16 protein-coding genes are annotated in these 18,865 nt (G+C 72.1%); 8 read left to right on the top strand and 8 right to left on the bottom strand.

The features are described from left to right. Nucleotides 1–43: 43 nt before the first annotated feature. The gene (locus tag ACR68M_RS32835; RefSeq protein WP_441247790.1) at nucleotides 44–799 is read left to right on the top strand and encodes a hypothetical protein; all 756 of its coding nucleotides are present in this window, start codon (nucleotides 44–46) and stop codon (nucleotides 797–799) included. A 136-nt stretch (nucleotides 800–935) separates the two neighbouring features. Here ACR68M_RS32835 and ACR68M_RS32830 read toward each other — a convergent pair whose 3' ends face one another. Together ACR68M_RS32830 and ACR68M_RS32825 are read right to left on the bottom strand one after the other, a co-directional pair. Next, complete coding sequence (locus tag ACR68M_RS32830) at nucleotides 936–1,493, bottom strand: N-acetyltransferase family protein (RefSeq protein ID WP_441247789.1); 558 nt, start codon at nucleotides 1,491–1,493, stop codon at nucleotides 936–938. Nucleotides 1,494–1,629: 136 nt separating this feature from the next. Continuing rightward, a complete protein-coding gene (locus tag ACR68M_RS32825; RefSeq protein ID WP_441247788.1) occupies nucleotides 1,630–2,661 on the bottom strand; it encodes a saccharopine dehydrogenase family protein in 1,032 nt (343 codons plus the stop codon). A 145-nt stretch (nucleotides 2,662–2,806) separates the two neighbouring features. Between ACR68M_RS32825 and ACR68M_RS32820 the strand changes: the two genes are divergently transcribed. From ACR68M_RS32820 to ACR68M_RS32810, 3 genes are all read left to right on the top strand, one after another. After that, entirely contained in the window at nucleotides 2,807–3,805 is a 999-nt protein-coding gene (locus tag ACR68M_RS32820; protein WP_441247787.1) for a helix-turn-helix domain-containing protein, read from the top strand. A 9-nt stretch (nucleotides 3,806–3,814) separates the two neighbouring features. Then, nucleotides 3,815–4,513: a TVP38/TMEM64 family protein gene (locus ACR68M_RS32815; protein WP_441247786.1), complete on the top strand. Its 699-nt coding sequence runs from the start codon at nucleotides 3,815–3,817 to the stop codon at nucleotides 4,511–4,513. Between the two features lie 293 nt (nucleotides 4,514–4,806). Beyond that, nucleotides 4,807–6,177: a DUF2254 domain-containing protein gene (locus tag ACR68M_RS32810; protein ID WP_441251782.1), complete on the top strand. Its 1,371-nt coding sequence runs from the start codon at nucleotides 4,807–4,809 to the stop codon at nucleotides 6,175–6,177. A gap of 92 nt (nucleotides 6,178–6,269) precedes the next feature. Here the strand turns inward: ACR68M_RS32810 and ACR68M_RS32805 are convergent, their stop codons facing one another. Then, nucleotides 6,270–6,872 carry a hypothetical protein gene (locus ACR68M_RS32805; RefSeq protein ID WP_441247785.1) on the bottom strand — a complete coding sequence of 201 codons (603 nt, stop codon included), beginning with the start codon at nucleotides 6,870–6,872 and terminating at the stop codon, nucleotides 6,270–6,272. Between the two features lie 110 nt (nucleotides 6,873–6,982). Between ACR68M_RS32805 and ACR68M_RS32800 the strand changes: the two genes are divergently transcribed. The 4 genes from ACR68M_RS32800 to ACR68M_RS32785 all read left to right on the top strand — a co-directional run bounded on the left by ACR68M_RS32800 (nucleotide 6,983) and on the right by ACR68M_RS32785 (nucleotide 10,424). Further along, on the top strand, nucleotides 6,983–7,495 hold the full coding sequence (locus ACR68M_RS32800; RefSeq protein WP_441247784.1) for a DinB family protein: 513 nt from the start codon (nucleotides 6,983–6,985) through the stop codon (nucleotides 7,493–7,495). Nucleotides 7,496–7,765: 270 nt separating this feature from the next. Continuing rightward, nucleotides 7,766–8,167, top strand: coding sequence for a cell division protein SepF (locus ACR68M_RS32795; RefSeq protein ID WP_441247783.1), 402 nt, complete (start codon nucleotides 7,766–7,768; stop codon nucleotides 8,165–8,167). Nucleotides 8,168–8,358: 191 nt separating this feature from the next. Then, nucleotides 8,359–8,913, top strand: coding sequence for a TetR/AcrR family transcriptional regulator (locus ACR68M_RS32790; RefSeq protein WP_441247782.1), 555 nt, complete (start codon nucleotides 8,359–8,361; stop codon nucleotides 8,911–8,913). Beyond that, nucleotides 8,910–10,424, top strand: a complete 1,515-nt coding sequence (locus tag ACR68M_RS32785; protein ID WP_441247781.1) for an MFS transporter — start codon at nucleotides 8,910–8,912, stop codon at nucleotides 10,422–10,424. The genes ACR68M_RS32790 and ACR68M_RS32785 overlap by 4 nt, the downstream gene beginning before the upstream one ends. 56 nt (nucleotides 10,425–10,480) lie before the next feature. Here the strand turns inward: ACR68M_RS32785 and ACR68M_RS32780 are convergent, their stop codons facing one another. The 5 genes from ACR68M_RS32780 to ACR68M_RS32760 all read right to left on the bottom strand — a co-directional run bounded on the left by ACR68M_RS32780 (nucleotide 10,481) and on the right by ACR68M_RS32760 (nucleotide 18,859). Continuing rightward, entirely contained in the window at nucleotides 10,481–12,937 is a 2,457-nt protein-coding gene (locus tag ACR68M_RS32780; protein ID WP_441247780.1) for a SpoIIE family protein phosphatase, read from the bottom strand. A gap of 197 nt (nucleotides 12,938–13,134) precedes the next feature. Continuing rightward, nucleotides 13,135–13,842: a TetR/AcrR family transcriptional regulator gene (locus ACR68M_RS32775; protein WP_441247779.1), complete on the bottom strand. Its 708-nt coding sequence runs from the start codon at nucleotides 13,840–13,842 to the stop codon at nucleotides 13,135–13,137. Between the two features lie 49 nt (nucleotides 13,843–13,891). Beyond that, nucleotides 13,892–15,490, bottom strand: coding sequence for an AMP-binding protein (locus ACR68M_RS32770; RefSeq protein ID WP_441247778.1), 1,599 nt, complete (start codon nucleotides 15,488–15,490; stop codon nucleotides 13,892–13,894). A 180-nt stretch (nucleotides 15,491–15,670) separates the two neighbouring features. Then, nucleotides 15,671–16,849 (bottom strand): acyl-CoA dehydrogenase family protein, encoded by a 1,179-nt coding sequence (locus ACR68M_RS32765; RefSeq protein ID WP_441247777.1) that lies wholly within the window; start codon nucleotides 16,847–16,849, stop codon nucleotides 15,671–15,673. Between the two features lie 102 nt (nucleotides 16,850–16,951). After that, complete coding sequence (locus tag ACR68M_RS32760) at nucleotides 16,952–18,859, bottom strand: acetyl/propionyl/methylcrotonyl-CoA carboxylase subunit alpha (RefSeq protein ID WP_441247776.1); 1,908 nt, start codon at nucleotides 18,857–18,859, stop codon at nucleotides 16,952–16,954. Between the last annotated feature and the right edge of the window lie 6 nt (nucleotides 18,860–18,865).

Raw genomic sequence — 18,865 nt, 5'->3', positions numbered from 1 at the left:
GTGCGGAGAATGGGCAGCTCAGATCATCTCCACGGGAGGTCAGGTGTTCCACCGCTGGTGGTTCGTCAGGCTGCTGCGCAGCGCCGAGGCCGAGCCGCGCAAGCCGCGTCGTCGACTGTCGAAGGAGCAGCAGGAGCTCGTCCTCCGGGAGTGGGAGGTGCTGCGCGAGCGCCTGTCGGGGTACGCCGCCGGGCGGGTGACGGCGGCGGGTGAGCTGTTCCGTGCGGCCGAGCTGGAGTTGGTGCCCGAGGAGGCCGCCGCCCGGCGGGACTACCTGTGGGCGCTGGAGGCGTACGAGGCTGCCGGTCGCCTGCTCGACGAGGCTGCGGACCTGCCCGATCTGGCGGCTGCCGTGGTGCTCGCCGAGCGGGCCGTCGAACGGCTCGCCGCCGCCCACGCCGAGCACGCGGGCCACCGCCCCGGGCCGGCCGCCGTCCGCTGCTTCTACAACCCGCTGCACCCGCCCGTCCCCCGTACCGCGACCCGTGGCCAGCAGAAGGCCCGGCAGAAGGCGCAGCAGCGGCCACACCTCGGCGCCCGCGAGGCGGCCGCCGACCGGCGGCCCGCCTGCCCGGACTGCCGGAAGGCCATCCTGGCGGGCCAGCAACCCGACATCCTGCCCGCCCTGCTCCCGGCCGGTGCCGCCGGACGCCGCTCGCCCCAAGTCCTGGTCCCGTACTACTCCGTGCCCCAGCAGTGGTCCCCCTGGGCGGCCACCACCTGCGGCTCCTACGACGACGAGGCCCCCGCCCTGGTCCTGCGCGGCGAACACCGCCGCCGCAACGCCAACCGCCCCTGAACGGGCACCGCCTGATGCCATCAGTTGCCGGCGCCGTTTGATGACACCGCCTTCGGGGGTCGTTGGAGCCTGTGGTTGGCGCTGAGACAGATCTTGGCTGTCTTGCGCTGGGCCGGGATGCCGCGTCCGGCGGCGGTCAGCGCAGGTCGAGCAGCATCACGTCATGGAGGTCCGCGCCCGTCCCCCACGGCCGCGCCTCGCCGATCTTGCGGTACCCCCAAGCCCGGTAGGCAGCCGACGCTGCCTTGCCGCCCGGGTGGACGTTCAACAACACCCGCTCGGCTTCAAGGCTTTCGAGCAGCGTCTCGTGCAGCCGCCGCGCGATGCCCTGCCCGCGCCACGGTCCGCGCACGGCGAGTTCCATCAGCCCGAAGGTGCGGTGTCCGTCCTCGCTCCGCATGTCGTCGGGCACCGGCTCGGTCAACTCGTCCCACCAACCCGTGTCAGGGCCGAGCGGGAAGCCGTACGCCATACCGACCGGCTCGCCGTCCTCGGTACGGGCCAAGGCGGCGCGGAAGGTGTGCCTACGCGTCTGGGATGGGAAGCGGCGGAAGGCGGCGGCGACGTCGTCCTCGGTCTCGTTGTAGGGAGGCTCCGCGAACGCGTCGGCATAGATCAGCCTGAAGGCGTCCTCGGCCTGTGCTGCTGCTGATCCGTCCATGCCCTCTGTCGCGATGGCCCCCTGCTGCGTCATGTGATGTCCCCCCGGTCCGCCTCGCCGATGTGTTCGCCACACTCTAGAGAGGACCGAGCCGCCGGCAAGATCAATTTCAGCGCCAGGCACCGTCCCATTGCTCCAGGTGCTCGGCTGCGGCCAAGCGGGCCGGCCGCTACGAAGGCAGGTCCACGGCGATGTGCGGGGCGAGCGCGCGGAGGAAGTCGGGTGCGTCGAAGATCTCGCCGGCGGAGGCGACGCCGGTCGTCGTGGTCCGTCCGGTGAGGATGCGGTCGAGGGCCTCCACGACGAGGGGCGCGGTGACGGCGTAGATGTCCTGGCCCCTGGCCACGGCGCGCCGTTCCACACCGCCGGAGCGGACCAGGACGTCGACCAGGAAGGTCTGCACGGACCGCCCGCGCTCGTCGGCTGCGGCCGGGGCAGGTGCGTCCGGGGCCGACAGGTCTTCGGCCGCCTCGGCCGTCATGTAGGTGCGCACCTCGGGGATGGCCAGATGGCTGGGGACGGTGACGACGTCGGCCATCGTGAACTCCCCGATGACGGCCCGCGTGCCCATCGGCTCGGGGAAGGTCCAGTCCAGGGTCGGCGGGGCGTCCGTGCGGTACTCCAACTGCCCGTTCGCGAAGCGGACGCGGCGGCCGCCCCGCCGCTCCCGCGAGACCGCGCCGGCCAGCCGTGTCCCGGCGGTGGGGTGCCAGCTGTTCAACCCGTATGCGATGTGCGCCTCGTCGGCTTCCTTCCAGTCGCCCATCGCGGCCGTGGTCAGCAGGTCGCCGAGGCCGCCGTAGAAGGCCATCGCGGGGACGATCACCGCTCCTGCGGCGCGGGCGCGGTCCGCGAAACTCGCGAAGGTGTCGAGGTTCGCCTCGATCTCGGCTGCCACGTCCAGGTACGGCACGCCGGCCCGCAGCGCCGCCTCGATCAGCGGGGCGGCCGTGACGGCGAAGGGGCCGGCGCAGTTGATCACGGCTGCCGCACCGGCCAGTGCGCGGTCGAGCGAGGCCGGGTCGTCGACCGACGCCGGTCGGGCGTCGAGTCCGGGCTCGGCTGCCGCCATGGCTTGCAGCTTGGCGGCGTCACGCCCGGAGAGCACCGGGACGAACCCGCGCTCCCTGAGCTCTGCCACCACGAACCGCCCCGTGTGTCCGTACGCCCCGAATACCGTCACCGTCTGGCCCGATTCCATGAGTCTCTCCCCGTCTTTCGAACATCTCTCGCGCGGCTTCCGCACGTCTTTCGGCGTCTCTCGAAGATCCGTTGTGGAACATCCTGACAAGGGCGGCCGCCCGGCCGTGAGTGGCTGGAACGCCACGGTGCGTACAATTCCGGACATGGGATCTGTCGCACTGGCCGTCACCGACGGGATGCTGCATTTCGAGCTGTCCGTCGCGTACGAGATCTTCGCCGCCGCCCCGGCTGCCGTGGCGGGCCCCTGGTACGACGTCACCGTCTGCGGGGCCGACGCCGTGCAGGTCGGACGGTTCCGACTGGAGCCCGATCACGGGCTCGACCAGCTGCGGCATGCAGACACCGTGATCGTCCCCGGCTGGGCCGACGTCGACCAGGCCCCGCCCGCCGAGCTCGTCGACGCGGTACGCGCGGCCCACGACGCGGGCGCGCGGGTCGCCTCGCTCTGCACGGGCGCGTTCGTGCTGGCCGCGGCCGGACTCCTGGACGGGCGGCGCGCGACCACGCACTGGGCCCACACGGAGGCTCTCGCCAGTCGCTTCCCGCACATCGAGGTCGACCCGGACGTGCTCTACGTGGACAACGGCACCGTGCTCACCTCCGCCGGCAAGGCCGCCGCACTGGACCTGTGCCTGCACCTCGTACGCCTCGACCACGGCTCGGCGGTCGCCAACACCGTCGCACGCCGCCTGGTCGTGCCGCCGCACCGGGACGGCGGCCAGGCCCAGTACGTCACCACGCCCGTCCCCGCCCCGGACAACCACCCGCTCGCCTACCTCCTCCCCTGGGCGATCGAACGGCTAGACCACCCCCTGACCGTGGAGGACCTGGCCCGCCAGGCACGGATGAGCTCGCGGAACCTGGGCCGCCACTTCAGGTCCGTCACCGGCACCACGCCGCTGCAGTGGCTGCTGACCCAACGCATCCGCCATGCGCAGGAGTTGCTGGAGACCACCGACGACAGCATCGACGCGATCGCGACGGCCACCGGCATGGGCACCGCCGCCACGCTGCGCCGACACTTCAACCGCACCGTCGCCGTGCCACCGGACACCTACCGCCGAACCTTCCGCACCCGGACCCGCCCGGCCGGCTCAGCTGACCCCGTCGGCTCAGTCAGCTCAGTCGGCCGGAGCGTCTAAGCTCACCGGGTGTCCGTGTTCTCCCGTAGCCCCGACGAGTCGGCCGTCGCCCGTGCGGCGTGGCCGCGTCTCGCGCTGCTGGTGGTGATCCTCGCGGCTGCGGCCGGATCGCTGCTGCTCTGGGACCCGGCCTCACTGCTGGCCGCCGGGGGCTCCGGCCCGTGGCGGCTGCCCGCGTTCCTCGCGGTCTACGCACTGGGGACGCTCGCCTTCGTACCGAAGCCCGCGCTCAACGCGGCGGCCGGGCTGCTGCTGGGTGTGGCGCTCGGGCTGCCGCTCGCGGTGCTGGGGACGACGCTCGGCGCACTGCTCGCCTTCGTCCTCGGGCGGGTCCTCGGCCGGGAGGCCCTGCGGCCGTTCCTCAAGGCCAAGGCGTTCACCGCCCTGGACCGCCGCCTCACCGACCAGGGATTCCGCAGCGTCCTGCTGCTGCGCCTGATCCCCGGCGTCCCCTTCCAGGCTGCCAACTACTGCGCGGCCTTCTCCGGCGTCCGCCCCGCACCCTTCACCGCCGCCACGGCCCTGGGCGTCGTCCCCGGCACCGCCGCCTACGTCGTCGCAGGCGCCAACGCGACCTCGCCCGGCTCGCCCGCCTTCCTCCTCTCCAGCGCGGTGATCGCACTGATGGGCGGCCTCAGCCTGTTCTCCCTCTGGCGCGCCTCGCGCCGCTCCGCCCCGCGCGTTCCGGCCCTCGCGCAGCGCCAGTAGTCGGTCACGGCCTGAGTCCGCACGAATGGTGAGCACGAGCTGTACCTCCTGGTGGGCAGGGTTGTGGTGGCCCGACCGCGTGGCTTCGGGTTGCGGGGGCGGTGTCGGCTAGCCTCCTGACCAGCCGAGTCGGGCGGTCTGCCCGGCGTCCGGCCGAGCTGTCCCCTTACGAGGAGTTGCCCGGTGCGCACTGGTATCTGCCCCGCTTGGGACTCCGGCGGTTGGGGCTCGTGCGGCCAGGGCACAAGGGGCCGGGTCTCCGGTGGCCGGGTGGCTGCCGGGCGGTGCAGCTGATGCGGGGCGGGGTGCTCCTGGAGGCCGACTGGCGGCGCGAGACGCTGCGGACGAATCTGTGGCTGCTCCCAGGGGTCGAGGCGCTCGGGGCCATCGCGCTCTTCGTCCTGACCCTCCGGCTGGACCGGGCCGCCTACGACGGCCGGTTCCAGTTCGTCGCCTGGGTGCTGAGTGGCACGGCCGACGCGGCACGGCAGATCCTGACCACCATCGCGGCGGCGATCATCACCGTGGTCGGCCTGGTCTTCTCCATCACGATCCTCGCCCTGACGCTCACCTCCACCCAGTTCGGCCCCCGGATGCTGCGGAACTTCATCCGCGACCGTGGCACCCAGCTGACTCTGGGCACCTTCGTGGCCACCTTCTTCTACACCGTGCTGGCCCTGGTGTCGGTCAGCCCTGGGCCGCACGGGGACTTCGTCCCGCACCTGTCGATCACCGTCGCTCTCGGCCTGACTGTGGTCGACCTGGGCGTGCTGATCTACTTCATCAACCACATCGCCACGATGATCCAGCTCCCCCAGGTCATCGCAGGCATCGCCCGTGACCTCGCCCGAGCCATCGAGGACCAGGGCGGCGCCGACACCGAGGCACCTCCCGGGCAGGATGTCGGCCCCGGCCGGGACGAGTTGCTCCGCCGGATCGGCGAGTCCGGCGCAGCTATCCGGACCCCAGCCAGCGGGTACCTCCAGTACATCCGGCACGAGCGACTGGTCCGGATCGCCGCCGAGTCCGACGCCGTCCTCCACCTCCCGTACCGACCGGGCCACTTCCTCGTCCAGGGGCAGCCGCTGGCAGTGGTCTGGCCGCCCGAGGCCGCACCGCACGTCGCCCATCATCTGGCCCGCAGTCAGGTCACCGGCCCTTACCGGACGCTGACCCAGGACGTCTCGTTCGGCGTCGACCAGCTCGTCGAGATCGCCCTCCGCGCGCTCTCGACCGCCGTCACCGACACCTTCACGGCGATGACCTGTGTCGACTGGCTCGGCGACTGCCTGTGCCGGATCACCACGGGTTGGCACCCGCAGCGCGTCCGCCGAGACCCCCACGGCCACATCCGGGTGATCGCCTACCAGCCCGACTACGAGCGGCTGGTGCAGCGTGCATTCGAGAAGATCCGCCAGTCCGCAGCCGGCATGCCCGCCGTGATGATCCGCCAGTTGGACGCGCTCTACAAGATCATGGCGCAGACCTCGATGCCGGACCGCCGCCAAGTGCTCCTGGACCAGGCCGCCATGATCCAACGATCGTGCGAAGCCACCGTCCCCGAGGAGGCCGACCGGCAGGACGTGCTGCGCCGCTGTCGCGCACTCCTCGCCCTCCACGAGGGCACCGACCAGGCGGCAGCCGACCTCGAAGCGGACGACTGAGCCGAAGTGCCGGGGCGTCCCGCTCCCGATCCGCCGGGCGGGCAGGTGACGGCCCGACGCAGCACCGATGTGACGCGTCATCAGCCCTCCTGTCAGTCCTCGCCGGCAGCGATGATCGCCACGGCGTGGCCGTTTCCGATGCCCACCACCGCCGCGTCGAAGGTGGCTTCCGTGACCGGGGCCCAGGAGACGTTGCGGCCGCCTCGCCCCTCCCGGTAGGCGGCGTAGCCGTTCGCCCGCCAGTCCGCGTCCGGCCCGAGGAGGGCCACCAGCTCCTCGCCGAGGGCGTCGGCGACGGGTCTCATCGGCCCGTCGCCACCGGTGCGGTACACCAGGTCACGGACGAGGGTGGCCGCGATCCACGGCGGTGCCTCGGCGGGTGGAATCCGTCGGGCCAGCGCAGCTTCGGTCTGCGCGGGGCTCCGGGGCCCGCCGTGCCCGTGCCTGCAGTGCCCGCAGCCCGGCGCGAGCAGCCCGGTGGGCACCAGCACGTCCCAGCACAGCTGCCCATGGCTCCGGCCGTCGTCCGGACCCAGGTGGACGATCCGGTCCGCGTACTCGCCGAACTCCGCCAGCCATGCACCGAGGTCCGGCTCCGGCCCGAGGCTGTACGGCGGTGGAGCCTTGAAGGAGAGAATCATGGTGTGCCACCTCTCCAGGTCGGTCGCCACAATGGTCGCGCTGCGCTGCGTCACCGCAACAGCGTGCCAGCACCACTCTTCTGCACCCTTTCTGGGTCGTGGTAGCCACACCTCGGACGAAAATCCCTGTCACCGGCTACCGAACTGCGCCAGGATGGCGGGCCATGACGACTTCTCGGATCGACCCCGCCCAGTCCGCCGACGAGACCACGATGCTGAAGCAGTGGCTCGACTACCACCGTGACACCCTCGCGCTGAAGTGCGAGGGCCTCGGCGTGGAGCAGCTGCGGCTGCGCTCGGTGGCACCCTCGAACCTCTCGCTGCTCGGCCTGGTCCGGCACATGGCGGAGGTCGAGCGGTTCTGGTTCCTGCAGATCCTCGACGGCCAGGAGCTGGGCGAGGACGGCCTGTACTGGACGAAGGACGACGAGGACGGCGACTTCGACAACGTCGACGACGCGAGCGCCGACGAGGCGTTCGCGACCTGGCGGACGCAGATCGCGCTGGCCGACGCGGTGGCGGCCGGGGTGCCGCTGGAGACGGCGGGCCGGAAGCAGCGCAGGGGCGTGGATGTGACGCTGCGCTGGATCATGGTGCACATGATCGAGGAGTACGCGCGGCACAACGGGCACGCCGATTTGCTCCGGGAGAAGATCGACGGCGCCACGGGCGAGTGAATCTGTTACATGCTCGTTGACCAATCGTCAACTCCTCCCTGACGTACGCCGATAGTGTCTACGCGCGGAACCGTCCACCGACCTGCGACGTCCCAGCCAACACCCCGGACAGCCCGGGGAGGCGGCTCGCCACAACTCGTACGGGGGTCGCGAGCGGGCACCGGAGCGGTGATCAATGCGATACTCGGACAGTTCCGACGAGTGGATGACGTGTCAAAAGGACACCAACACCCGGCAGAACGAGTACGGGACGAGGCAGGGAGGCGCGGCATGGGAGCACTTCGCGACGAGCACCACAACGGGTGGCTGATGCCCTCCGGAAACTACCCAGCCGCGGTGTACGACGATCCGTGGGCGACTCAGGCGACGGCCCCGGCCGTCCAGGCCGCCCCCGCTCCGGCGAAGATCGTCTCCCTGAAGCCCACCGGCTTCGAGGCGGCCCGCGCGGTCGGCGAGCACATCCGGGCCGCCACTCCGGTGGTCATGGATCTCACCGAGATGACGGACGCCGAGGCCAAGCGGATGGTCGACTTCGCCTCCGGGCTGGTCTTCGGCACCTGTGGCGGTATCGAGCGGATCGCCCGACGGGTGTTCCTGCTCACTCCGGCCGATGTCGAGGTGACGGTCATCGACCGTCCGCTCGACGACACGGGTTTCTACAACCAGAGCTGAGCAACACCGGAGCAGCGACACCGGAGCAGCGACACCGGAGCAGCAGGGCCGGGAAGGCAGAACCGGTCACGACCGGGGACGACACCGTCGTCCCCGGTTTTTTGCTGCCCGGAACCCCGACGCGGCGTCTCGAATGAGAAACAGAGAAAAAGATTGAGACACCAGTGTCTCATCTGATCTACACTCGACCCATGGCTACTGACCGCGACTCCGTCCTCAATGCCGCCGTCGGGGTGCTCTCCCGCCGTCCGACGGCGCACCTCGACGAGATCGCCCGCGCGGCGGGCATCAGCCGCGCGACGCTGCACCGGATCTTCCCCGGCCGCGACGCCCTCATCCGGGAGGTCGGTGCGACCGGCCTGCGCCGCTTCGCCACCGCCCTGGACACCGCCGAGATCGAGAGCGGCGACGCGCAGGCCGCGCTGCGCCGCCTGATCGACGCCGTCGTGCCGGACGCCGCGCTCTGCGCCTTCCTGGCCGGCGAGAACCAGCTCTACGACGACCCGGAGATCAACGAGCTGTGGGAGTTCCAGGACGCCCGCGTCCGCGCGCTCTTCCTCCGTGGTCAGCAACAGGGCGTCTTCCGGGTCGAGCTCTCCGCGGGCTGGCTCAGCGAAGCCTTCTTCGACCTCGTCGCAGGTGTCGGCTGGGCCGTCCAGGACGGACGCCTCGCCCCCCGTGACAGTGCCTACTCACTTGCCGAGCTCTTCCTCGGCGGTGCCCTCAGGAGCCCCGACCAATCGTGAGCACCACCAGCACCACCCTCACCCGGCCCACCGACTCCCGTCGGTGGATCGGGCTCGCTGTCCTCGTCCTCGCCGTCAGTCTGGTCGCCATCGACGCGACCGTGCTCTCGCTCGCCCTCCCGTCGATCAGCGAGACCCTGCACCCCAGCGGCACCCAGCTGCTCTGGATCGGCGACAGCTACTCGTTCGTCCTCGCCGGACTGCTCGTCAGCATGGGCGCGCTCAGCGACCGGATCGGCCGCAAGAAGCTGCTGCTGCTGGGCTCCACCGCCTTCGGCGCCGCCTCCCTGCTCGCCGCGTACGCCCCCGGGCCGGGCTGGTTGATCATGGCCCGTGCGCTGCTCGGCGTCGCCGGGGCGACGATCATGCCGTCCACCCTGTCGCTGATCCGCAGCCTCTTCCCCGACGACCGTGAGCGGGCGACCGCGATCGGCATCTGGGGCGCCGGGGCGACCGCCGGGGCGGCGCTCGGCCCGCTGGTCGGCGGTGTGCTGCTGGAGCACTTCTGGTGGGGCTCGGTCTTCCTGCTCAACTTGCCGGTGCTCGCCCTGCTGCTGGTGCTCGGTGCCTGGCTGCTGCCCGAGTCGAAGGACCCGAACCCGGGCAGCTGGGACGTGCTCAGCGTCGTCCTCTCGTTGGCCGGGGTGATCGGTGTCGTCTACGCGATCAAGGAGGCCGCCGCCGGACACCTGGGGCACTGGTACGTCCCCGCCGCGTTCGTGCTCGGCGCGGCCGCACTGACCGCCTTCGTCCACCGCCAGCTGCGGCTGCCGACACCGCTGCTCGACGTCCGGCTCTTCCGCAACCCCCGCTTCACCGCCGCCGCGCTCGGCTCGCTCACCGCGCTGATCGGGCTCTCCGGCGTGATCTTCTTCATGTCGCAGTACCTCCAGCTGGTCCGTGGCTACGCGCCGCTGGCCGCCGGGATCGCCGAGCTGCCCGCCTTCGCCGGCGCGGTGGTCGGCGGCCTGCTCACCGCCCGGCTCGCCCGTAGTGCCGGTGCGCGGGCGACCCTGACGGGTGGTCTGCTCGCGATGGGCGCCGGCATCGCCCTGCTCGGCTGGGTGCACGAGGACAGCGGGTACCTGCTGCTCGGCATCGCCTTCCTCGCCGTCGGCACCGCCGAGGGCGTCGTCTACACGCTCGCCGCCGACCTGGTGCTCACCGCCGCACCCGCCGACAAGGCCGGCGCCGCCTCGGCGGTCTCCGAGACGGCGTACGAGCTCGGCACCGCCCTCGGCATCGCCCTGGTCGGCTCGGTCGTCACCTCGATCTACGCCGGTACGCTCGCCGTCCCCGCCGGGACGGACCCGGCCGTGGCCGCCCAGGCCAAGGAGTCGATCGGCGGCGCGGTCGAGGCCGCGGGCGCCCTGCCGCCGCAGCTCGGCGAGCAACTGCTGGCCGGGGCCCGGGACGCCTTCGTGCACGGCATGAACATCGCCGCGGTGCTGGCCGCCGCGCTGCTCCTCGCCTCGGCGGGCGCGGCGTACTACCTGCTGCGCAGGCGCTGACTCGCGTTTCCCGGACCTGCCCCCGGTGGCAGGTCCGGGGCAGGTCCCGGGGAACGCTAGGTGCCGAGCGGGAGCTCCAGCTCGGCCCAGACGACCTTGCCGTCCCGGGTCGGGCGGGTGCCCCAGCGGTGGGCGAGTTCGCTCACCAGGTGCATGCCCCGGCCGCCCTCGTCCTGCTCGGCCGAGCTGCGCAGCCGGGGTGCCTGGGCGCCCGAGTCGGCGACCTCGACCGTGAGCGTCCGGTCGCGGAAGAGCCGCAGCCGGCGCGGTGCTCCGGCGTGCAGCAGGGCGTTGGTGACGAGTTCACTGACCATCAGCTCGGCGAGGTCAGAGAGCCCTGGCAGACCCCAGGCCTTCAGGGTGCTGCGGGTGAAGCGGCGCGCCAGGCCGGGCAGCGATCCCTCACCCTCCAGGGGGAGGGTGGCGATCCGGTCCCCCGGCACCGGCAGGGCCCGCGCCATGATCATCGCTATGTCGTCCTCGGTGCCGTCCGTGACGAGAACGGCCAGCGCCGCGTCACAGCTCTCCTCCAACGTGCGGGAGCGGCCCGCAACGGTCTGGCGGAGCAGCCCGATGCCCTGGTCGATGTCCTGACCGCGACGCTCGACCAGGCCGTCGGTGTAGAGGGCGACGATGGCCCCCTCGGGGAGCGTGAACTCGGTGCTCTCGAAGGCCACCCCGCCGACGCCCAGCGGCACGCCGGGCGGCACGTCGACGATCCGCGAGGTGCCGTCGGCGGCGACCAGGATCGGCGGCAGGTGCCCGGCGGCGGCGACCGTGCAGGTACGGTCGACCGGGTCGTAGACCGCGCAGATACAGGTCGCGAACTGGCCCTCGCCGATGCCCATGGCCGTCTCGTCCAGCCTGGTCAGCACCTGCTCCGGCGGCAGGTCGAGCGTCGCCAGCGTCCGCGCCACGGTACGCAGCTGACCCATCGTGGCGGCGGCCCGGATGCCGTGGCCCATGACGTCTCCGACCAGCAGGGCGACCCGTCCGCAGGAGAGCGGCACCACGTCGAACCAGTCGCCGCCGACCTCGCTGACCACGCTGCTCGGAAGGTAGCGGTAGGCGATCTCCAGGCCGAGGGTGCGGTGGATCTCCTGCGGCAGGAGGCTGCGCTGGAGCGTCAGCGCGGTCTCCCGCTCGCGGCGGTAGAGCCGGGCGTTGTCGAGCGCGATGGCCGTGCGGGCCACGAGCTCCTCGGCCAGGGCCACGTCGGCGGTGCTGAACGGCTCGGGGTTACGCGTCCGGACGAACTCGGCGCCGCCGAGCACCATGCCCCGGGCCATGATCGGGACCATCAGGTACGAGTGGATGCCCGCATCGATCCCCGGTTTGACCCGGGTCTCGTCGGAGACCAGGGCGCTGAGGATCTGCTCGTCCACGTGGCTGCGCACCAGCGGGCGGCCGCTGCGCAGGCACTCGGTGTAGACCCGGCGGGAGTCGTACTCGGTGGTCTCCCCCACGCTGTCGGCCGCTGAGGAGAGCCCCGACTCGTACGCCTCGCCGACCGCCACCGCGCGCAGCTTGACGCCCCGGTCGGGGGCCAGCTCGGCGGGCTCCTCGCCGCGCAGGACGGGCTCCAGCAGGTCGACGGTGGCGAAGTCGGCGAACCGCGGGACGACGGCCTCCATCAGCTCCTCCGCGGTGCGCTGGAGGTCGAGGGTGGTGCCGATCCGGGCCGTGGCCTCGGCCAGCAGGGCGAGCCGCTCCTGCGCCCGGGAGGCGCGGGCCTCGGCCTGGAAGCGCTCGGAGACGTCGATGATCGAGGAGCTCACGCCGAGGACCCGGCCGGCCGGGTCCTCCAGGCGGAAGTACGAGGCGGACCAGGCGCGGTCGCGGCGTGGGTCGCCCGGGGTGCGGCCGTGCGACCGGGCGTCGACCACGGGCCGCCCGGTGGCCAGCACCTGACGCATCACCGCCTCGATCTCGGCGCTGTTGATGCCGGGCAGCACGGCGCTGATCCGGCGTCCGATGTGGTCGGCGACGGGCACGCCGTTGATCCGGGCGAGGGCGTTGTTGAGCCGGACGTAGCGCAGCTCGGTGTCGTACACGGCCATGCCGATCGGCGACTGGGTGAAGAAGCCGTCCAGAACGGCGAGATCGCCCTCCACCTGACGGACCGCCTGCACGTCGGAGGCGGTGGCGAGCAGCATGGGCGCGTCACCCGGACCGGTGATCGGGTAGGTGCGGAACTCCAGCTCGACACGGTGCCCGTCACGGTGCTGGACGGCGAAGACCCCGGACCAGCGGCGGCCGGCCATGATCTTCGCGAACATGCCGATCACCTCGGCCCGCTCGGCCTCGGGCACCAGCAGTTGCGCCGCGTAGGCGCCGACGGCCTCCTCTGCGGTGTAACCGGTCAGCGCCTCGGCGTCCTCGCTCCAGTGCAGGATGCGGCCCGCGCCGTCGACCAGGGCGGTCGCGAGCGGGACGAGCCGATGGCCCTCCAGGCGCGGCGGGGCCGCCTGGCGGGCTGTGTCGGCGGCATGGGACCGCTGAAATCTGTGCATGATCAGGACATCACCTGCCGGTTACCTTCCCGGTCCGGGCCGGGCGAAATCCGGCTCCCCCAAGACTGCACGGAGCAGCCTTGCACGGCTACTCCTTGCGTCCGATCACTTTCCGATCTCTTTCCCGTCCGGTGTCCACTCCGTTGCAGACGGCGGGGCTGTTGCTGACGGGTCGGGGGCGACTGGTGGGTCCAGGTCTAGGCCGATGTCGGCGTGGACAGGGTGAGGTCGAGGATCTGGGCCCACTGGCGGACGACGTGGGAACGCCGCGGGCCGTCGTCGGTGAGGAGGTTGGCGAGGCCCAGGCCACGGGCCATGTCCAGCGTGGCCTGGACGGTCTCCCGGACGCCTGGGGTGGTCTCGTCGGCGCCGAGGAACTCGACAGCGGCGCGGTGCGACTCGCGCCCGACGTGGTTCTCCAGGGCGACGATCCGCTCGCGCAGCACCTCTTCCGTCGCGGCGGCCACCCACAGGTGCAGGGCGGCGCGGAAGAGCGGGCCGGTGTAGAGGCGGACGATCAGCTCGACGACGGCCTCCGTCCTGGCGGGCCCGGCGGGTGGCAGCTCCTCGGCGGCTGCCTGGACGGCCGCCAGCCGCTCGGCGGCCACGTGCTCCACGGCGGCCGTGAAGAGATCCTCCCGGGTCGGGAAGTGGTACTGGGCCGCTCCCCGAGTCACCCCCGCGCGCTCGGCCACCACCGCGACGGTGCTTCCGTTCCAGCCGAGCTCGGCCAGGCACTCCACGGCCGCCTCCAGCAGCCTGCGGTGGGTGGCGCGGCTGCGGCTCTGCTGCGGGGTGCGGGCTGTGCCGTGGGGGACGGCACGGTCGGCGGCCCGGTCCTTGGCAGGGTCTGCGGCAGGGTCTGCGGCGGGGTCGGAGGCGTGGTCGGCGGCGTGGGTGGTCATGGCTGCTTTCGGGTGGTGGTGCTGGGGTCGTCAGATCTCGCCCGACGGGTTAGATCCTCCCAGACTGCGGTCGGGCACCGTTCCGAAGCTCCCGGCGGAGGATCTTGCCGCTGGCCGACTTGGGGACGGCCGCCAGGAACTCGACCAAGCGGATCTTCTTGTACGGGGCGACCAGAGCCGCGACGTGGTCCATCACCTCCTGTTCGGTCAGCTCGCTGCCGGGTGCCCGCACGACGTACGCCTTCGGCCGCTCGACGCCGTCGTCGCCGGTGACTCCGACGACGGCGGCGTCGGATATCAGTGGGTGGGCGAGCAGCAGGGCCTCCAACTCGGCGGGCGCGACCTGGTACCCCTTGTACTTGATCAGCTCCTTGACCCGGTCGACGACGAAGAGATAGCCCCGCTCGTCGACGTACCCGATGTCGCCGGTGTGCAGCCAGCCGTCCTCGTCGACCATGGCGGCGGTCTCGGACGAACGGGCGAAGTACCCCTGCATCACCTGCGGCCCCCGGAAGAGCAGCTCGCCCCGCTCGCCGACGCCGAGCTCCCGGCCGGGCTCGTCGAAGGAGGTGATGCGGAGCTCGGTGGAGGCGACCAGACGTCCGACGGTGCCACGCGGCGGGTCGACGTCCTCCAGCGGAAGGACGTGGGTGGTGGGCGAGAGCTCGGTCATGCCGTAGCCCTGATGGACCCGGGGCAGGCCCAGGCGGCGGGCGCAGGCGTCGGCGAGGTCCGCGTCCAGCGGCGCGGCGGCGCTGAGCAGGTACCGGATGGACGAGAGGTCGTACTGCTCCACCAAGGGGTGTTTGGCCAGGGCGAGCACCATCGGCGGGGCTGCGAAGACCCCCTCGATGCGCTGCTCCTGGATGGTGCGCAGGAACTGCTCCAGGTCGAAGCGGGGCAGCACGACGACCGTCGCGCCGCAGCGCAGGGGCTGGTTGAGCAGGGCAGTCAGGCCGTAGATGTGAAAGAAGGGCAGAACGGCGAGAATGCGCTCGCCGATCGCGGGCCGGCGTACCGAGTCCGTCTGGAGGAGATTGCTGGCGATGTTGCTGTGGCTGAGCATGACCCCTTTGGGCAGCCCTGTCGTGCCGCTGGAGTACGGGAGCACGGCGATGTCGACGGTGGGATCGAAGGCAGGGGTGGGCTCGGGGGCCGTGGAGGAGAGCAGGTCGGCGAGGGAGCGGTGCTGCGGGCTCCGGTCGCAGACCAGGATCTCGCGCAGCGGGCTGCCCTCGGCGGCGAGGGCAGCGGCGGCCGCCGTGGCGACCGGCAGGAACGGGGAGACCGTGATGAGCCAACGGGCGCCGCTGTCCCGGAGTTGGGCCGTCAGCTCCCCTGCGGTCGCCATGGAGCTGACGGTCGTCACAGTCGCCCCGGCGCGGGTGGCTCCGTAGAACGCGACCGGGTAGCCGATGGTGTTGGGGCTGTGCAGCGCGAGCACGTCCCCCTTGGTGAGGCCGGCCTCGGCGAGGCCGGCGGCCACCCGGCGGCTGGCTGCGTCGAGCTGCGCGTAACTGAGGCTCTCGCCTGTGACGCCGTCGATGAGCGCAGGGATGTCCGGATGGCTGCCCGCCGCGCCGAGCACCGCCTCGTGGATCGGCAGGTCGAGCGGCGTGATGTCGGGGAAGTCGCTGCGGAACACCATGGATGCCTCCGGCTCGGGGTCAGGTACCAAGAGTGGCGGTTGTGACCGGCTGGGGACAGGGGGCCAGCACGAGAGTGCTGGCACGAACTCTTCCGGCTGCTCCGGCTCGTCCGGCTCGTCCGGCTGTTCAGACGCTCCCCGATGCCGCCTCGCTGCTCGGCCCCCTGCGGGCGGGCCCTCTCAGTACGACTTCGGCAGGCCCAGGGTGTGCTGGGCGACATAGTTGAGGATCATCTCCCGGCTGACCGGCGCGACCCGGCCCACCCGGGTGGCGGTGAGCAGCGCGGCGAGGCCGTACTCCTGGGTCAGGCCGTTGCCGCCGAGGGTGTGCACGGCCTGGTCGACGGTGCGGCAGGCGGCCTCCCCCGCCGCGTACTTGGCCATGTTGGCGGCCTCCCCGGCGGCCACGTCGTCGCCTGAGTCGTACAGGTGGGCGGCCTTCTGCATCATCAGGCGGGCCAGTTCGACCTCGATCGCGCACTGGGCGAGCGGGTGGGCGAGCCCCTGGTGGGCGCCGATGGCGGTGCCCCACACGGTGCGGGTCTTCGCGTACTCGACGGCGGTGCCGAGGGCTTGGCGCGCCATGCCGAGGGAGAAGGCGGCGGTCATGATGCGTTCGGGGTTGAGCCCCGCGAAGAGTTGGAGCAGCCCGGCGTTCTCGTCGCCGACCAGGGCCTCGGCGGGCAGTCGGACGTCGTCCAGGAAGACCTGGAACTGCCGTTCCGCGGTGATGAGTTCCATCGGGATGGCCCGGTACTCGAAGCCCGGGGTGTCGCGCGGGACGACGAAGAGGGCGGGCTTGAGCTTGCCGGTGGCGGCGTCCTCGGTGCGGGCGACGAAGAGGGTGGCGTCCGCCCGGTCGACGCCCGAGATGAAGACCTTGCGGCCGGAGAGCAGCCAGTCGTCGCCGTCGCGGCGGGCGACGGTGGTGATGCGGTGGGAGTTGGAGCCCGCGTCCGGTTCGGTGATGCCGAAGGCCATGGTGCGGGTGCCGTCGGCGAGTCCGGGCAGCCACTGCTGCTTCTGCTGGTCGGTGCCGAAGCGGGCGATCACGGTGCCGCAGATCGCCGGGGAGACGATGAGCATCAGCAACGGGCAGCCTGCGGTGCCGAGTTCCTCCAGCACGATGGCGAGTTCGGCGATTCCGGCGCCGCCGCCGCCGTACTCGGTCGGGAGGTTGACGCCGAGGTAGCCGAGCTTGCCCGCGTCGGCCCACAGTTCGTCGGTCGCCTCCCCCGCACGGGCCTTGGCCTGGAAGTAGGCGGGGCCGTAGCGGCGGGCGAGGTCGCCGACGGCGCGGCGCAGCGCCTGGCGTTCCGGGGTTTCGACCAGGGGGCTGGTGGTGCTCGGTGCGGACATGAGGGTGGTCCTTTCCGTGCGGGGCGGTGAGATGCGCGGCGGTGGGAGTCGGCGGGTGGTGGGCGGGCGTCGGCGTGGACCAGCCACGGCATCGCGCCCGCGTTACGGGCCGGGTTGGACGACGGCGAGGAGGGTGCCCAGGTCGACCTGCTGGCCGGGGGCGACGCGGAGTTCGGTGAGCAGGCCGTCGGCGGGGGCGCAGACCTTGTGCTCCATCTTCATCGCCTCCAGCCAGAGCAGCGGTTGGCCGGCCGTGACGGTGTCGCCGGGGGCTGCGGCGGTGCGGACGACCGTGCCGGGCATCGGCGCGAGCAGGGCGCCCGGGTCGGTGTGGACGGTCGGGTCGGGGAAGCGGTCGACGACGGTCAGGGCGACTGCGCCGAGCGGCGAGTCGACGTGCACCAGGTTCCCGTAGCAGGCGAGTTGGAACGTGCGGGTGAGGCCGTCGGTGCGCAGGGTGACGCGTTCGGCGGTGGCAGCGAGCAGTTCCGTGCCCGGGTGGCCCTCGGCGACCAGGCCGTCGCGGGTGAGGCGGTAGCGGACTTCGTGCTCGGTGCCCTCCGAGTCGCGGTAGCGCTTGATCTGGGGCTGCGACGGCAGGTTGCGCCAGCCGGACGGGACGCCGCCCCGCCGGGTGGCGGAGTCGGCGAGGGCGGCGGCGAGGGCCGACTGCGGGGCGTGTTTGACCGGCCCGGGTGCGCCGATCTCGGCGAGCAGGCCGGTGTGCAACTCGGCTGTCAGGAAGGCTGGGTGGCGGAGTGCGGCGATGAGCTCGGGGCGGTTGGTGGTGAGACCGTGGATCCGAGCCTTGGTCAGGGCATCGGCCAGCCGCCGGACGGCTGCGGCCCGGGTGGGCGCCCATGCGATGACCTTGGCGAGCATCGCGTCGTAGTGGATACCGACGGTGCTGCCCGCGTCGACGCCGGAGTCCAGCCGCAGGCCCTGCGAAGGGGTGAACTCGGCTTCTGTCCCCGGGATTTCGAGCAGGTGCAGAGTGCCGGTCTGCGGCTGCCAGTGCTGGTCCTCGGCGTAGAGCCGGGCCTCGACGGCGTGGCCGTGGATCTCCGGCTGCCGGTCGGGCAGTCGGCCGCCTTCGGCGACGTGCAGTTGGAGGGCGACGAGGTCGAGGCCCGTGACGGCCTCGGTGACGGGGTGCTCCACCTGGAGGCGGGTGTTCATCTCCAGGAAGTGGAACCGGCCGTCCGGCCCGAGCAGGAACTCGGCCGTACCGGCGCCGGTGTAGCCGATGGCGCGGGCGGCGGCGACTGCGGCGCGGTGCAGCTCGGCGCGCAGCGCTTCGTCGAGGCCGGGTGCCGGGGCCTCCTCGATGACCTTCTGGTGGCGGCGCTGCAACGAGCAGTCACGCTCGCCGAGCGCCCAGACCGTACCGTGCGTGTCCGCCATCAGCTGGACCTCGACGTGCCGCCCGGTGGGCAGGTACGGCTCGCAGAAGACCTCGTCCGATCCGAAGGCCTTCGCCGCCTCGGCGCGGGCTGACGCCAACGCACCTGGGAGTTCGGCGAGTTCACGGACCACGCGCATACCTCGACCGCCGCCACCGGCGGCCGCCTTGACCAGTAGCGGCAGGTCCGTCTCGGTCGGCTCGGCGGGCGCCGTGAGGACGGGCACTCCGGCGGCTGCCATCAGGCGCTTCGCCTCGGTCTTCGAGCCCATCGCGGCGATGGCCGCCGGCGGCGGCCCGACCCAGACGAGCCCGGCGGCCAGGACGGCCTCGGCGAACTCCGCGTTCTCGGACAGGAATCCGTACCCGGGGTGGACGGCGTCGGCCCCGGCCTCCAGGGCTGCCCGGACGATCAGATCGGTCCGCAGGTAGGTGTCCGCAGGGGCCGCCCCGGGGAGGCGGACGGCGGTGTCGGCCTCCCGCACGTGCGGGGCGTCGGCATCCGGGTCGGAGTGCACGGCGACGGTGGCGATGCCGAGTTGGCGGCAGGTGCGGAACACCCGGCGGGCGATCTCGCCCCGGTTCGCGACCAACAGTGTCGTGATCATCAGTCA

Source organism: Kitasatospora sp. McL0602 (assembly GCF_052076145.1).
Classification (GTDB): Bacteria; Actinomycetota; Actinomycetes; order Streptomycetales; family Streptomycetaceae; genus Kitasatospora.
This window is presented reverse-complemented; position numbering and strand designations above follow the sequence as displayed.

Coding starts and splice junctions, on each gene's coding strand:
- ACR68M_RS32830 (WP_441247789.1), bottom strand. CDS start 1,493: ATGACGCAGCAGGGGGCCATCGCGACAGAGGGCATGGACGGATCAGCA.
- ACR68M_RS32825 (WP_441247788.1), bottom strand. CDS start 2,661: ATGGAATCGGGCCAGACGGTGACGGTATTCGGGGCGTACGGACACACG.
- ACR68M_RS32820 (WP_441247787.1), top strand. CDS start 2,807: ATGGGATCTGTCGCACTGGCCGTCACCGACGGGATGCTGCATTTCGAG.
- ACR68M_RS32810 (WP_441251782.1), top strand. CDS start 4,807: ATGCGGGGCGGGGTGCTCCTGGAGGCCGACTGGCGGCGCGAGACGCTG.
- ACR68M_RS32800 (WP_441247784.1), top strand. CDS start 6,983: ATGACGACTTCTCGGATCGACCCCGCCCAGTCCGCCGACGAGACCACG.
- ACR68M_RS32795 (WP_441247783.1), top strand. CDS start 7,766: ATGGGAGCACTTCGCGACGAGCACCACAACGGGTGGCTGATGCCCTCC.
- ACR68M_RS32790 (WP_441247782.1), top strand. CDS start 8,359: ATGGCTACTGACCGCGACTCCGTCCTCAATGCCGCCGTCGGGGTGCTC.
- ACR68M_RS32780 (WP_441247780.1), bottom strand. CDS start 12,937: ATGCACAGATTTCAGCGGTCCCATGCCGCCGACACAGCCCGCCAGGCG.
- ACR68M_RS32775 (WP_441247779.1), bottom strand. CDS start 13,842: ATGACCACCCACGCCGCCGACCACGCCTCCGACCCCGCCGCAGACCCT.
- ACR68M_RS32770 (WP_441247778.1), bottom strand. CDS start 15,490: ATGGTGTTCCGCAGCGACTTCCCCGACATCACGCCGCTCGACCTGCCG.
- ACR68M_RS32765 (WP_441247777.1), bottom strand. CDS start 16,849: ATGTCCGCACCGAGCACCACCAGCCCCCTGGTCGAAACCCCGGAACGC.
- ACR68M_RS32760 (WP_441247776.1), bottom strand. CDS start 18,859: ATGATCACGACACTGTTGGTCGCGAACCGGGGCGAGATCGCCCGCCGG.